Here is a 14,401-nt window from a genome sequence, read left to right as displayed (position 1 = left end):
TCTCAGGTGAGCATGCCGACGATCGCGCCCATCAGGCAGGTCGTCAGCGTCCCCGAGACGATCGACTTCACACCGAGCGCGTTGATTTCGTTACGACGTTCCGGCGCCATGGTGCCCAGGCCTCCGATCATAATTCCGAGGCTGGCAAAATTTGCAAATCCGCACAGCGCATAAAGCATGATGAGGCGCGAGCGTGCATCCAGCGCATCGGGACCGAGCTTCGCCAATTGAACATAGGCGATCAACTCGTTGAGGATCGTCTTGACGCCCATCAGCGAGCCTGCGGTCAGCGCCTGGTCCCACGGCAGGCCCATCAGCCAGCACACCGGTGCCATCACGTAACCCAGCATGCGCTGCACGGACAGCGTGTTGCCTCCCACGGTCGGCATCATCATGAGGATCGCGTTCATGAGATACATCAGCGCCACGAAGACCAGCAGCAGGGCGATGATGTTGACGAGCAGTTCCATGCCTGCACTCGTGCCCTTGACGATCGCATCTATCGTGCTCGTGGCCGATGCGTCCGGATTGGCGAGCAAGCCGCCGGTGCGACGATCCTCCGTCTCAGGCACCATGATCAGGCTGACAAGGATCGCAGCTGGCGCCGAGAGCACGGAAGCAATCACGAAATGCGCCGACGCATCGGGGATCAGTGGCGCCATGAAAGTGGCGTAGAGCACCAGCACGGTACCGGCGATCCCCGCCATGCCGCCCGTCATCACCAGAAACAGTTCGCTGCGCGTGAGCTGTGCGAGGTAAGGGCGAATAAACAGCGGGGCCTCGACCATGCCCAGAAAGATGTTCGCGGCCGTTGACAGCCCGACCGCGCCGCCGATGCCGAGTGTGCGTTCGAGCAGCCACGCCATGCCGCGTACGATCGGCGGCAGGATACGCCAGTAGAAGAGCAGGCTGGTCAGCACGCTGATGACCAGCACCACGGGGAGTGCCTGCAGTGCGAGCACGAAATCCGCGCCGGGATTCTTGAGATCGAACGGCAATGCGCCGCCGCCGAGATAACCGAACACGAAGGAGGTGCCGGCGCGCGACGCTGCGGCGATGGTGCTGACAGCATCGTTGATGCTGCTGAAGGCGCGCGTCACGACGGGAAGCTTCAGCAGGATCACGGCAGCGACGATCGTCAATGCGAGACCGATCGCGGCCTGTCTCAGCGACACCCTGCTGCGGTTTTCACCGAGCGCCCAGGCGATCCCCAAAAGCGCGATGACGCCGAACGCCGATTGTAGCTGAAGCATAAATCCCCCGAAGTCGCGGCGCGATGATGCCGCGGCTCCCCATGTCATGCAATCGCAATGCCGCTGAGGCGGATTACGTTTTAGCCGCGTCCGACGAACGGCATCTTCGTCGCCATGACCGTCATGGTCAGCACATTGGCGTCGAGCGGCAGGCCGGCCATATAGGCGACAGCGTCGCCGACGGCTTTGGCGTCCATGCGTGGCTCTTGCTTCGAGGTGCCGTCGGGCTGCAGCACGCCGGGGCCGTTGACCATGCGGTCGGTCATGGGGGTGGCGGCATTGCCGATATCGACCTGGCCGACGGCGATGTCATAGGCGCGGCCGTCGAGATTGCTGGCCTTGGTCAAGCCGGTGATGGCGTGTTTGGTCGACGTGTAGGCGGCGGAGAACGGGCGCGGCGCATGCGCTGAGATCGAGCCGTTATTGATGATGCGGCCGCCGCGGGGCGTCTGATCCTTCATGATGCGGAAGGCGTGCTGCGTGCACAGGAACGGTGCGGTGAGATTGGTGTTCACCACAGCCTGCCACTGTTCGAGGCCGAGGTCTTCGAACGGAATCGCGGGCGCGCCCATGCCGGCGTTGTTGAACAGCACGTCGAGCCGGCCGAATTCCTGCATGATCCTGGCGAATAGCGCGGCGATGGAGGCGGGGGCGGCCATGTCAGCGCTCACGGGGAGGCTCTTGCCGCCATTGGCCGCGCCGAGCTTCTGGGTCTCTTGCAGTAGTTCGAGCCGGCGACCGGCGAGCACGACGGTGAAACCGGCATTCATCAGCGCAAGCGATGCGGCACGGCCGACGCCGGTGCCAGCTCCGGTCACGAGTGCGATCTTGTTGGTCATCTGTTTCGTCCCTGTTTTCTTTTTACGAGAGGTCTTTTTGAGTGAGGTCCCGAACCATGAAACGTGCGTTGTCGCCGTAGCTTTGCAGTTTCTGATCCAATTCGGAATCGCGGATGATGGTGAAATCGTGCCGCTGCCAAAAATGAACTGAATTGTTGACGGCAACAAGCGTCATGTTGGGCAGTTGCATCAGCCTGGCGCGTGCCGCCATCATATCGACGGCCACGGTCGCCGCGCCGGATCTGCGGGTTTCGGGCAGCAATGCGAGATCGTGAATGTAGAAGGTCGACGGCGCTGCGGGCATTGTCAGCAGGCTGTTCAGCGACGGCGGCCCCCTGAATTGCCAGGGATGGCTGACGAGATAACCCTTGATCCCGTCCTGGGCTTCGAGCACGGCGCAACCGTTTGGATCGAGCGCCAGGCGGTTCGCGAACACGACCTCATCTTCGGGGAAATCGGGATGAACGGCATCGGCGATGGCGAGGACGGACGACAGGTCTGCCTCCGTCATGATGCGCCATTTCATCGGGGCTGCGGTCATCGCGGCCGCGCTCAATTGTCTTTCTTGTAGGGCGGGCGCGGAATGTTTTGATGTGCCGCGCGCAGTGCTGCCGACCAGCGCGAGCGCAGGTCGTGGAAATAGGGCTCGCCGGCTTCAATACGGTGATTGAGGTCGGCGTCGCAGACATCGGTGCGCACCACCAGCACATCGATCGGCAGGCCGACGCCGATATTGGAGCGCATGGTCGAGTCCATCGAGATCAGGCCGGTCTTGAGTGCCTCATAGAGTTCGACGTCGTAATGCATCGCGCGGTCGAGCACCGGCTTGCCGTATTTGTGCTCTCCGATCTGCAGATAGGGCGTGTCCACCGTGCATTCGATGAAATTGCCGGCCGGGTAGATCATGAACAGCCGCATCTTGGCGCCCTTGATCTGGCCGCCGAACAGGAACGAGACGTCGAAATTGATATCCTCGGCCTCCAGCGCCTTGCCCTCGGTGGCGTTGACGTGCCGGATGGCGCGGCCGATGCGCTGCGCAGCCTGAAACATCGTAGGTGCGTTCAGCAGGGTCTCCAGCTCACCGGTGGTCGGGTTCTCCAGCCCCTCGCTCAGGGTGGAGAGCACCGATTGGCTGATGGCGAGATTGCCTGCGGATGCCACCGCCATGATGCGGTCGCCGGGCTGGTTGAAGATATGCAGCTTGCGGAAGGTCGAGATGTTGTCGAGCCCGGCATTGGTGCGCGTGTCCGCGATCATCACCAGGCCGTCCTTGACGAGAATTCCGCAGCAATAGGTCATCGTCGGTCCCTTGGTCAGGGAAGCGTCTTACGCGGTGGGTATCGACCGGGCAACCTCGGAAAGCCAGTTTGAAGGTTGTTCAGGACTGGCTCTGCGACTGCGACTGGCCGCGGCCATTGGCCTGATCGACCTTGACGGCGACCGTCAGGGTTTCCGTGCCGCCGCCATAGCGGGTGCCGCGGACGGGGGCTGCGCCGAGGTAATCCAGGCCGATGGCAACGCGGGCATGGGCGTCGGTGGTGCAGATGGCATTGGCGGGGTCGAAGCCGACCCAGCCGAGATCCGGGACATAGGCCTCGGCCCAGGCATGGCCGGCCTGCTGGTTGGTCTCGCCGTCGGCGCGCCAGAAATGGCCGGAGACGAAGCGGGCAGGAACGCCGGCCGACCGGGCACAGGCGATGAAGATATGCGCGTAATCCTGGCAGACGCCACGCTTGCCGATGAAGGCCTCGCTGGCCGAAGTGCCGGTGCTGGTTGGATCGACGTCGAAGGTCATGTGCTCGTTGATGGCCATCATCAACGCGTGCAGGAAGCCGAGCACGTCAGTTTCCGCGCTTGGCGCAAGGTCCTTGGCGAAGGACTGCATCGCCGCGCTGGCGTCGGTCAGGTCGGTCTGGCGCAGGAAGAAGCTCGGCGGAAACCGCTCATCGGTGCCCTTCAGCACGCCCCCGGTGTCCTGGGTGTCGATCAGGCCTTCGACGGTGACCGTGAGGTCCGCGATGGGCCCGTGGGTCAGCACATGGGTGACATTGCCGAATGCATCCTCATGCAGATCGAGGCGCGAATCCGTGGAAACGTCGATCTGCCACTCGGCGACATACTGGCCGTCATGGCTGCCCGGGGTCATCCGCAGAATCTGGATCACGCCCGAAGCCGGCGGCTCGTAGCGATAGGTGGTCGAATGGGCGATACGCAGGCGCATGGCAACGTGTCCGAATCTGCAGATGAGCCGGGACGCTAGCTCAAATCAGGTATTGTTTGGCAATGATGTCGCCCAGACGGCTGTTATCTGCAATGAATTCCTGGATGAATTCATGCAACCCATGCTGGAAAATATCCTGCATGTTGCTGTGTTCGAGGCGGTTTCGGACGCCGCGGGCGTGGCGCTGCGCTGCGCCCTGACGGCCATAGGACACGCCGATCTGGTCGAGATTGCGGACGAGATTGCCGTAGCAGCTCGCCAGCGAGCGCGGCAGCGTGTCGTTGAGGATCAGCAGATCCGCGATCAGCCACGGCTTCAGCGTCTCGCGATAGACCCAGTGATAGGCCGTCAGCGCCGAGACCGAGCGCAGGATCGAAGTCCACTGATAGTAATCGAGCGGGCCGCCGACATGTTCATCCTCGGGCAGCAGCAGATGATATTTCACATCCAGAATGCGCGCAGTGTTGTCGGCGCGCTCCAGATGCAGCCCGAGCCGCGAGAACCAGTAGGCGTCGTTGCGCAGCATGGTGCGGTAGGCTGAGCCGTCGAAGCGCAGCGATGTCTCCTGCACAAAGCGCAAGAAATTCGCCAGCTGCTCGCGTGTCTTGGCACCGCCGCTCCAGGCGGATTGCAATTCCAGCCAAGCGCTGTTGATCGTGTCCCACATCTCGCCAGTCAGCGCGGTGCGGACCGAGCGCGAATTCAGCCGCGCCGCCTCGATGCAGTTGCGGATCGAGGAGGGATTGGCTGTCGAGAACGAGAGATATTCAACGACATTGGTCTCGTTGGCTTCCTCGTAGATCTCGTAAAAGGCCGCGCTGACGCCTGCGGTTAGTAGCGCCGAATCCCATTCGTTGGTCTGGCCGATATAGGTATTCGGCAGCGCGGTGACGCGCAGTGTCGCCTCGATCGTGCGCGCGAGATATTCGGCGCGTTCGACATAGCGGGCTAGCCAGTAAAGGTTCTCGGCGGTGCGCGACAGCATGCGGGGATGTTACTCTTTGAAAAGTGGGTCGTCGGTCGAAGTCCGGTTGCCTATATCGAGAGTTATTCGTCCAGTATCCATGTATCCTTGGTGCCGCCGCCCTGGCTGGAATTCACCACCAGCGAGCCTTCCTTCAGCGCGACGCGGGTCAGACCGCCTGCGACGATGGAGACGTTCTTGCTGCCGGTGAGCACGAAGGGGCGAAGATCGACATGCCGCGGCGCGAGGCCTGACTCGGTGCAGGTCGGGCAAGTCGACAGCGCCAGCGTCGGCTGCGCGATGAAGCCTTCCGGCTCGCGCTTCAGCTTGTCGCGGAACGCCTCGATGGTCGCCTTGGTCGCGGCAGGGCCGATCAGCATGCCGTAACCGCCGGAGCCGTGGACTTCCTTGACGACGAGTTCGCCGAGGTGATCGAGCACGTAAGCGAGATCGCCAGGTTCGCGGCAGCGCCAAGTCGGCACATTCTTCAGGATCGGCTCTTCGCCGAGATAGAACTTCACCACTTCCGGCATGTAGCTGTAGATCGCCTTGTCGTCGGCGATGCCGGTGCCGACTGCATTAGCCAGCGTGACGTTGCCGGCCATATAGGCGGACATCAGGCCGGGGACGCCGAGCGCTGAATCCGGGCGGAAGGTGAGGGGATCGAGGAAATCGTCATCGACGCGGCGATAGATCACGTCGACGCGTTTGAGGCCTTCGGTGGTGCGCATGAAGACTTCATCGTTCTTGACGATGAGGTCGCGGCCCTCGACCAGTTCGACGCCGAGCTTGTCGGCCAGGAACGAGTGTTCGTAATAGGCCGAGTTGTAGACGCCGGGTGTCATCAGTGCGACGGTGGGCTCCGTCGAGGCCGAGCGCGGTGCGACGGAGCGCAGGCAGGACAGCAGCTCGTCTGGATATTTCTCGACCGGCGCGACGCGATGTCGCGCGAACAGGTCGGGGAAAAGCCGCATCATGATCTCGCGGTTCTCCAGCATGTAGGAGACGCCGGAGGGCGTGCGGGCATTGTCTTCGAGAACGAAGAATTCGTCCGGATTGGTGCGGACAATGTCGATCCCGGCGATGTGCACATAGACATCGTGGGGGACGTCCTGACCGTTCATCTCCGGACGGAACACCGGGTTCTGGAAGATCAGGTCATCGGGGATCAGGCCGGCGCGGAGAATTTCGCGGCCGTGATAGATGTCCTTGAGGAACATGTTGATGGCGCGGGTGCGCTGCTTCAGGCCCTTTTCCAGCAGGGTCCATTCCTTGCCGGAAATGATCCGCGGAATGACGTCGAAGGGGATCAGCCGTTCGGTGGATTCGGAGTCGCCGTAAACCGCGAAGGTGATGCCGATCCGGCGGAACAGCAGCTCCGCTTCCTGGCGGCGATGTTCCAAAGCGTCCGGAGGCGTCTCCTTGAGCCAGCGGGAGAGTTCTTCATAGGCCGGGCGGAGTTCGCCTTGGGGCCCGTTCATTTCGTCGAACGCGACTGCCATGTACCCTGACTGTTGTTTCGAGGCCGTACGGAGATTGCACGACTGAAAGGGATGGTAGCAAGGGGCGGGCCAGCACGATATGCATTCAACAAGAGCAATTCGTATGAGATGCGTGTAAAGCTGCCTGAAAAAACGGCTGGACGCTGCTCGTTTCGGCAGCAAAACCCCGTGACATCAGGACTTTGCCTGCGCATGGTCCCGGGAATGGTAGGGAACGACAAATGACCGAGATTGTGACCGCGGGCATCCTGGTGATCGGCGACGAGATTCTGTCAGGTCGGACCAAGGACAAGAACATCGGATTCATTGCCGAGTACCTCACCAATATCGGCATCGATCTCAAAGAAGTCCGCGTCGTCTCTGACGATGAGCCGGACATCATTGCTGCGCTCGATGCGCTGCGTAAACGCTACACCTACGTTTTTACCACTGGCGGCATCGGCCCCACCCACGATGACATCACCGCCGATGCGGTCGCCAAGGCGTTCGGCGTCAAGATCGATCATCATCCCGAGGTGGTCGCGCGTTTCCAGGAGCGCTTCGGCGCCGACCTGAACGAAGCCCGGCTGCGGATGGCCCGTATTCCCGACGGCGCCGACCTGATCCAGAGCGCGACCATCCTGGCGCCCGGCTTCAAGATCGACAATGTGATCGTGATGGCCGGCGTGCCGACGATCATGCAGGCGATGATGGACATCGTGTCGCCGAAGCTGAAATCTGGTTTGCGGATGCTATCCGATACGGTGAAGGCCAATGCGCGGGAGGGCGACGTCGGTGGTCCGCTGCGCGATATCGCGCAGGCGCATCCGGATACGATCATCGGCAGCTATCCGTTCATGGACGAACAGGGCAAGCCGAACACCAATCTGGTGGTGCGTTCGCGCGATCAGGATAAGCTCAATGCGGCAATGGAGGCCGTCAAGGCGATGTTGGCGACAATCAACGCGCCCAAGTGAAATTGAGAGTGAACTAACGAGTGGATCAACATAAGTCCGGCCGCCTGAGGGCGACCGATGTGAGGAGACGAACATGGCCGATCATCCGGAATTGAGTGCTGAGGAGCGCGCCGGGAAGGCATTCCCGGTGTCCTGGGATCAATTCCATCGCGATTGCCGCGCGCTGACCTGGCGGCTGAACAGCGCCGGTCCATTTCACGCGATCATCGCCATTACCCGCGGCGGGCTTGTGCCGGCGGCGATCGTGGCGCGCGAACTCGGCGTCCGCGTCATCGATACGGTGTGCATCGCCAGCTATGAGCACAACAAGCGCGGCGAGTTGCAGGTACTGAAGGGGCTGTCGGCCGATGCTTTGAAACTCGGTGGCGGCGACGGCAAGGGCCTCCTGATCATCGACGACCTCGTCGATACCGGCAAGACGGCGCGTATCGTTCGCGACATGCTGCCGAAAGCGCACTTTGCGACTGTCTATGCCAAGCCCATGGGCCGGCCGCTGGTGGATACGTACATCACCGAAGTGTCGCAGGACACTTGGATCTTCTTTCCGTGGGATCTCGGCCTGTCGTTCCAGCCGCCGATGCGCGAAGGCGCAGGCTAGGGCACCAGCTCTTCAGCCGTCATTGCGAGGAGCACTTGCGACGAAGCAATCCCGTCTTGGCTTGTTGCTTCTGGATTGCTTCGCTGCGCTCGCAATGACGTGGAGAGGACAGGGATATGCCGCTGCAAAATCGTGTCACGCCGACAGGCGACATCGTCGCGACACCGGAGCACGGGACGTTCACCGGCAATCGTGGCATCATCCACGATCCTTCGACCAAAACGCTCCTGAACAGGCGCTGGTCGAATCCGGCCTGGATCACCTGTGTCTGCGAGTTTCGCGGGCGTCGCCGCGATGTGATGGCGACACGTAGCTGGACCGAGCTGTTCTTCCTCGACGAGGCCACATCCTTCGCCGCCGGTCACCGCCCGTGCTTCTATTGCCGCCGCGATGACGCGAACCGCTTTCGCGCGGCATGGGAGGAGGGCAATGGCGTCGTGCGTGTGCGGGCGACGGAGATCGATGCGGTGCTGCATCGTGAGCGGCTGGATAACAGGAAGAAGCGATCGTATCCGGTGGATGGGCCTATCGAGGCATTGCCGGATGGGGCGATGGTGCAGGCGGGTGGTGAGAGCTATCTGGTCGCGCAGGGGCAGGCGCTGCAGTGGTCGTTTGCGGGCTATCGCGCGGCGGATGTCGAGCTCGTCGACGCGCAGCTGCTGACGCCACCATCGACGCTGAATGCATTTCGCGCCGGCTATCGTCCGGTGCTGCACGCGAGTGCTGCCGCGGGAAACTAGAATTCGTCATGCCCGGCAACAAGGCCGGGCATGACGGCGTTTGTTGCGGGGAACGTCTTATCCCAGCTTCTGCCTTGCCAGCTTCGCACCTGCACCCAGCGCCCGCAGCTTCGCTTCCGCGATATCGCGCTGCATCGGCGCCATGCCGCAATTGGTCGTCGGCACGATCTTGTCCTTCGGCACGTGTTTCATCACGGCCTCGATGGTGGCGACAACATCCTCCGGCGTCTCGACAGTGTCACTCGCGACATCGATCACGCCGGCCTGCACGACCTTGTTCTTCAGCAGTCCCAGCAATTCCAGTGGCACGCGGGAGTTCCGGCATTCGATGGCGACCTGCTGGATCGGGCTGGCGTCGATGGCCGGGAAGATCTCTTCATACTGTCGCCACTCGCTGCCGAGGGTTTCCTTCCAGTCGGTATTGGCCTTGATGCCGTAGCCGTAGCAGATGTGAACGGCTGTCGCGCAAGTGAGGCCCTGTGCGGCGCGCTCGAGCGCCTTGACGCCCCAGTCGGCGGCTTCGTCCATGAAGACGTTGAAGGCCGGCTCGTCGAACTGGATCATGTCGACGCCGTCGGCCTGCAGCGCGAGCGCTTCCTGGTTCAGCAGTTCGGCGAAAGCAAAGGCCATCTTGACGCGGTCGCCGTAATAGCTGTCCGACAGGGTGTCGATAATGGTCATCGGACCGGGCAGTGTGAACTTGAGCTTGTTCGTCGTATGCGCGCGGGCAGCCTGCGCCTCGAAGGCGTGAACGCGGCCCTTGAGCTGCAGCGGCGCGATCACCTGCGGCACCATCGCTTTATAGCGATCCTTGCGGATGCCCATCTCGACCTTGTGGACGAAGTCGATGCCGTCGACCTTTTCCAGAAAGCCATGGACGAAATGCTGCCGCGCCTGTTCGCCTTCGGTGACGATATCGACGCCGGCATCTTCCTGCACTTTCACCGCCAGCAGCGTCGCGTCGCGCTTGGCGCGTACCAGTTCGTCGCCGGAGGAGCGCCAGGTTGGCCACAGCTTGTTCGGCTCGGCGAGCCATTCGGGCTTCGGCAGCGAGCCGGCGATGGTGGTTGGAAACAGCATTTGTTCGCTCCCCGGAAATTGTGTTTTGCGGAGGCCTATCTGCCACGTTCCTGACCCTCCGTATATGGGATTGGCGCATCCATAAGGGAGGGCTAGGATCGCCCAAAACGTATCGAGGACGCCGGGAAAATTACATGATCGACCTGCATTACGCACCGACGCCGAATGGCTGGAAAATCTCGATTATGCTGGAAGAATGCGGGCTCCCCTATACGGTCGTCCCGATGCAACTCGGTCGCGGCGACCAGCACCAGCCGGAGTTTCTGAAACTCAGCCCCAACGGCCGCATGCCGGCCATCGTCGATCATGCGCCTGCCGATGGCGGCGCGCCGGTGTCGATCTTCGAGAGCGGCGCAATCCTGATCTATCTCGCGGAGAAGTCCGGCCGTTTCATGCCGGCCGAGATGCGCAAGCGTTTCGACGTCATGCAGTGGCTGATGTGGCAGATGAGCGGGCTTGGTCCGATGCTCGGCCAGAATGGACATTTCCTGCTCTATGCCCCCGAGAAGATTCCCTATGCGATGGATCGCTATACCCGCGAAGCCAAGCGCCTGTACGGCGTACTCGATGCGCATCTCGGGGAAGGCCGCGATTACATCGCCGGCGACTACTCCATCGCCGACATGGCGTGCTTTCCGTGGATCATGACCCATAAGGCGCAGGGCCTGACGCTGGATGATTTCCCGAACGTGAAGCGCTGGTTTGCGCTGGTCCGCGCGCGGCCGCAGGTACAGGTGGGGCTTGCCGTCGGTAAGCAGGAGAAGAAGCCGATGGATGAGCAGGCGAGGAAGATCATGTTCGGTGTCGATGCGCCGGCACATGCGCAGGCTCAGCAATAGAGCTCGTCATTCCGGGGCGCGCGCATGACGAAGAAAATAATAACAAAACGAGGAAACACCCATGATCGAATTCTTCTTCGACTGTTCCAGCCCCTGGACCTATCTCGCCTTCCACAACATCCAGCCGCTGGCGAAGGAGTTCGGCGAGGAAATCTCGTGGCGGCCCATTCTGGTCGGCGGCATCTTCAATTCGATCAATCCCAGCGTCTATGAATCGCGCAAGACGCCGGTGCCGGCCAAAGCGCGCTACATGAAGAAGGACCTCGGCGACTGGGCGCGCTCGGCCGGCCTGGCGATCAAGATGCCGCCGACGGTGTTTCCGGTGAACAGCGTCAAGGCGATGCGCGGCTGCATCTGGCTTGGAAACGATGCGATGGTGCCGTTTGCGCGCGCGGTGTTCGAAGCCTATTGGGGCGAAGACATGGATATCTCCAGGGATGACGTCCTGACCGAGATCTGCACGCGCACCGGCATCGATCCCGCGAATTTCTTCGCGGGCATCGGCGATCAGGCGATCAAGGACCAGCTCAAGGTCAATACGGATGACGTGATCGCACGGGGCGGCTTCGGCTCGCCGACCATCTATCTCGACAAGACCGACATGTATTTCGGCAATGACCGCCTGCCGCTGATGCGTGAGGCGCTACAGCGCCGCAAGGCGAGCGCTGCCTGATGCCGAAAGCGATTGTCTGCCGTGAGCTAGGAGCGCCGGAAAGTCTGCGCCTCGAACAATTCGAGTCAAAGGCGCTAAAGCCGGGGCAGGTCCGCGTTGCCGTGCGCGCCGCGGGGATCAACTTCCCGGATATTCTGATGGCGGCTGGCGAATATCAGCTCAAGCCCGAGCTGCCATTCACGCCGGGTATGGAAGCGGCCGGCGACGTCAGCGAAGTCGCCGGCGATGTGCCGGGCGTCGCGGTTGGGGACCGCGTTATCGTCAAGCTGCGTCATGGCGGCTACGCCGACGAGGTCGTGGTGACGCCGGCGCAACTCACCCCACTGCCATCGACATTCGACTACGCGGAGGGGGCGACGTTTCTCGCCGCGCATGGCACCGCGCATCATGCGCTGGTCGATCGCGGCCAGATCAAGCCGGGCGAAACGCAGCTGGTGCATGGTGCCGGCGGCGGCGTCGGTTTGGCAGCGGTGGAGATTGGCAAGCTGCTGGGCGCCACCGTGATCGCTGCCGCGTCGTCAGAAGAGAAGCTCGCCGTCGCGCGTGCGCGCGGCGCGGATCATGGCGTGCTGTATGGCGCGGAGCCGTTCCGCGATGCCGTGAAACGCATCACCGATGGCAAGGGTGCCGATGTGGTGTTCGACCCGGTCGGCGGCGATATCTTCGAGCAGAGCCTGCGCTGCATCAATTGGGGCGCCCGCCTGCTGGTGATCGGCTTCACCGGCGGCATCGGCGTGGCGAAAACCAATCTCGTGCTCATCAAAGGCGCCAGCGTGCTCGGCGTCCGCGCCGGCGAGGCGGCGCGGCGCGATCCGAAGATCGGCGAAGCCCGCATCGCGCAGCTCCTCGCATGGGCAGAGGCAGGAAAGATCAGGCCAAATGTTTCGCATCGCCTGCCGCTGGCGGATGTCGCAGCTGCCATGCGGCTACTGACGGAGCGCAAGGCGATCGGGCGTGTGGCGCTGACCATGGGCTGAGCGCTCAGCGCCGAAACCGGCCGTCCTTCAGGAAGGCTATCGCCTGATCGATCGCTTCCCTGTTCCGGATCATCATCGCATGTGACGCGTGGATGACGAGGTGGTCAGTCATGCCTTCAAGTTTTGTGCGCGCGACGGTGACACGACCATCATTCGGGCCACGCAACATCAAGCGCGAAGCGATCGGATCGAGCGTGCGATCGCCGGCGATGATGCCGACCGGATAGTCAACTGGAGGAAGCATCGCCTCAGTTACGTCATCCCGCATCGTAACGAGTTGTTGCCCCGCCGGACCGAAATACTGGCGATAGGGCAGCCAGTTCTTGAACAGATCGGCGATTTCGCTGCCGCCATTCGGCGTGCCCAGCATCACCACGCGGCCCAGACGTGATGGACGGTGGCGCGCCAGATAGACACGCGCCAGCAGGCCCCCCATCGAATGGCAGACGAAATGCGTGCAGCCTTCGTTGGCTTCAGCAAACGGCGCGATGGCGGGGTGGATGTCATCGGCCAGTGCAGACAGCGTCTTGCGCCGGCTGGGATAGCCAATGTTCCGCGTGGCGAAGCCTGCGGCTTCGACCGCCTGCTGCATCTTGATGAAAGATCGGAACGACCGGCTGATGCCGTGCAGGAAAATGACGCCCTCGAGTGGACGACCAGAGGGCGTCGGATTCATTCGTCGTCCTATTTGTAGTCGCGCTCGTCCCACCACGGGAAATAGCTCGGCATGTCCGTGCTGACCTTGTTCTTGAATGCTGCCGGGCGCTTCTCGAGAAAGGCCACGACGCCTTCCTTGACGTCCTCGGAGCGACCGCGCGTATAGATGCCGCGGCTGTCGATTTTGTGCGCTTCCATCGGATCGTCGGCGCCCATCATGCGCCACATCATCTGGCGGATCAGCGCGACAGACACCGGCGCCGTCTTGTCGATGAAGGTCTTGGCCAGCGCGCGTGCGGTCGGCAGTAGCTCCTCGGGCGGCACGACCTTGCTGACAAGTCGGCCGGCGAGGGCCTCCTGCGCCGGGAACACGCGGCCGGAGTAGCACCATTCCAGCGCCTGCGAGATGCCGACGAGGCGCGGCAGGAACCAGCTCGACGCGGCTTCCGGCACGATGCCGCGCTGGGAGAACACGAAGCCGAAGCGTGCAGCTTCCGAGGCGATGCGGATGTCCATCGCGAGCTGCATGGTGGCGCCGATGCCAACGGCCGGGCCGTTCACCGCGGCGATGACCGGCTTGAGGCATTTGAAGATCCGCAGGGTCACCTGACCGCCGCCGTCGCGCACCATCGGATCGCTGTAATCGACATCGCCGCTGGCGAGGCGCTTCACCGGGCCGCGCCGCGCGTCGCGGTCGAATGTGTCGGCGCCCGAGGAGAGATCCGCACCCGCGCAGAAACCACGTCCGGCACCGGTCACGATGATCGCGCGCACATTGTCGTCCGCATCGGCCTTGTCGAAGGCATCGATCAACTCGGCCTGCATCGTAGCGTTATAGGCATTGAGCTTTTCAGGGCGGTTCAGCGTGATGGTGAGGATCTGGTCTTCGACGCTGTAGAGGATGGTCTCATAGGCCATGGTGGTTTCTTCCCTGTTTATTTTTTGTTGTCGTTGAAATCGTCATTCCGGGGCGCGCCACTTGGCGCGAACCCGGAATCCCGACGTGTTTTCATTACTACTGGATTCCGGGTTCGCGCGCGAAGATGCGCGCGCCCCGGAATGACGTGCTAGGTGCAGGATTGTAGGATGGGTAGGGCTCTTG

16 protein-coding genes are annotated in these 14,401 nt (G+C 62.3%); 6 read left to right on the top strand and 10 right to left on the bottom strand.

The features are described 5' to 3' along the window. Positions 1-2 precede the first annotated feature (2 nt). The 7 genes from HP556_RS02485 to HP556_RS02455 all read right to left on the bottom strand — a co-directional run bounded on the left by HP556_RS02485 (position 3) and on the right by HP556_RS02455 (position 6,779). Positions 3-1,253, bottom strand: coding sequence for a NupC/NupG family nucleoside CNT transporter (locus HP556_RS02485; RefSeq protein ID WP_175365795.1), 1,251 nt, complete (start codon positions 1,251-1,253; stop codon positions 3-5). Positions 1,254-1,333: 80 nt separating this feature from the next. Next, positions 1,334-2,092: an SDR family oxidoreductase gene (locus HP556_RS02480; protein WP_175365794.1), complete on the bottom strand. Its 759-nt coding sequence runs from the start codon at positions 2,090-2,092 to the stop codon at positions 1,334-1,336. Between the two features lie 22 nt (positions 2,093-2,114). Continuing rightward, positions 2,115-2,633, bottom strand: coding sequence for a GNAT family N-acetyltransferase (locus tag HP556_RS02475; protein WP_175365793.1), 519 nt, complete (start codon positions 2,631-2,633; stop codon positions 2,115-2,117). Positions 2,634-2,644: 11 nt separating this feature from the next. Continuing rightward, entirely contained in the window at positions 2,645-3,391 is a 747-nt protein-coding gene (locus tag HP556_RS02470) for a proteasome-type protease (protein WP_093756417.1), read from the bottom strand. Positions 3,392-3,470: 79 nt separating this feature from the next. Further along, entirely contained in the window at positions 3,471-4,313 is an 843-nt protein-coding gene (locus HP556_RS02465; RefSeq protein ID WP_175365792.1) for a transglutaminase family protein, read from the bottom strand. Positions 4,314-4,353: 40 nt separating this feature from the next. Continuing rightward, positions 4,354-5,298: an alpha-E domain-containing protein gene (locus tag HP556_RS02460; protein WP_068736110.1), complete on the bottom strand. Its 945-nt coding sequence runs from the start codon at positions 5,296-5,298 to the stop codon at positions 4,354-4,356. A gap of 62 nt (positions 5,299-5,360) precedes the next feature. Further along, positions 5,361-6,779 (bottom strand): circularly permuted type 2 ATP-grasp protein, encoded by a 1,419-nt coding sequence (locus HP556_RS02455; protein WP_175365791.1) that lies wholly within the window; start codon positions 6,777-6,779, stop codon positions 5,361-5,363. A 221-nt stretch (positions 6,780-7,000) separates the two neighbouring features. Between HP556_RS02455 and HP556_RS02450 the strand changes: the two genes are divergently transcribed. The 3 genes from HP556_RS02450 to HP556_RS02440 all read left to right on the top strand — a co-directional run bounded on the left by HP556_RS02450 (position 7,001) and on the right by HP556_RS02440 (position 9,073). Then, on the top strand, positions 7,001-7,735 hold the full coding sequence (locus HP556_RS02450) for a competence/damage-inducible protein A (RefSeq protein WP_175365790.1): 735 nt from the start codon (positions 7,001-7,003) through the stop codon (positions 7,733-7,735). Between the two features lie 73 nt (positions 7,736-7,808). After that, positions 7,809-8,333: a xanthine phosphoribosyltransferase gene (gpt, locus tag HP556_RS02445; RefSeq protein WP_068736116.1), complete on the top strand. Its 525-nt coding sequence runs from the start codon at positions 7,809-7,811 to the stop codon at positions 8,331-8,333. Positions 8,334-8,449: 116 nt separating this feature from the next. Then, the gene (locus HP556_RS02440) at positions 8,450-9,073 is read left to right on the top strand and encodes a hypothetical protein (protein WP_175365789.1); all 624 of its coding nucleotides are present in this window, start codon (positions 8,450-8,452) and stop codon (positions 9,071-9,073) included. A gap of 57 nt (positions 9,074-9,130) precedes the next feature. On the opposite strand, the gene HP556_RS02435 is transcribed toward HP556_RS02440, so the two are convergent. After that, positions 9,131-10,153 carry a methionine synthase gene (locus HP556_RS02435; protein WP_175365788.1) on the bottom strand — a complete coding sequence of 341 codons (1,023 nt, stop codon included), beginning with the start codon at positions 10,151-10,153 and terminating at the stop codon, positions 9,131-9,133. A gap of 134 nt (positions 10,154-10,287) precedes the next feature. On the opposite strand from HP556_RS02435, the gene HP556_RS02430 reads away from it, so the two are divergent. The 3 genes from HP556_RS02430 to HP556_RS02420 all read left to right on the top strand — a co-directional run bounded on the left by HP556_RS02430 (position 10,288) and on the right by HP556_RS02420 (position 12,642). Then, on the top strand, positions 10,288-10,992 hold the full coding sequence (locus HP556_RS02430; RefSeq protein ID WP_175365787.1) for a glutathione S-transferase N-terminal domain-containing protein: 705 nt from the start codon (positions 10,288-10,290) through the stop codon (positions 10,990-10,992). Positions 10,993-11,053: 61 nt separating this feature from the next. Further along, the gene (locus HP556_RS02425) at positions 11,054-11,665 is read left to right on the top strand and encodes a 2-hydroxychromene-2-carboxylate isomerase (RefSeq protein ID WP_175365786.1); all 612 of its coding nucleotides are present in this window, start codon (positions 11,054-11,056) and stop codon (positions 11,663-11,665) included. Then, positions 11,665-12,642, top strand: a complete 978-nt coding sequence (locus tag HP556_RS02420) for an NADPH:quinone oxidoreductase family protein (RefSeq protein WP_175365785.1) — start codon at positions 11,665-11,667, stop codon at positions 12,640-12,642. Before HP556_RS02425 ends, HP556_RS02420 begins: the two co-directional genes overlap by 1 nt. Before the next feature lie 4 nt (positions 12,643-12,646). On the opposite strand, the gene HP556_RS02415 is transcribed toward HP556_RS02420, so the two are convergent. Both HP556_RS02415 and HP556_RS02410 read right to left on the bottom strand, forming a co-directional pair. Then, positions 12,647-13,318 (bottom strand): alpha/beta fold hydrolase, encoded by a 672-nt coding sequence (locus HP556_RS02415; RefSeq protein WP_175365784.1) that lies wholly within the window; start codon positions 13,316-13,318, stop codon positions 12,647-12,649. A gap of 8 nt (positions 13,319-13,326) precedes the next feature. Next, a complete protein-coding gene (locus HP556_RS02410; protein ID WP_175365783.1) occupies positions 13,327-14,217 on the bottom strand; it encodes a crotonase/enoyl-CoA hydratase family protein in 891 nt (296 codons plus the stop codon). Positions 14,218-14,401: the final 184 nt, after the last annotated feature.

Source organism: Tardiphaga robiniae (assembly GCF_013359755.1).
GTDB classification, from domain to species: domain Bacteria; phylum Pseudomonadota; class Alphaproteobacteria; order Rhizobiales; family Xanthobacteraceae; genus Tardiphaga; species Tardiphaga robiniae.
This window is presented reverse-complemented; position numbering and strand designations above follow the sequence as displayed.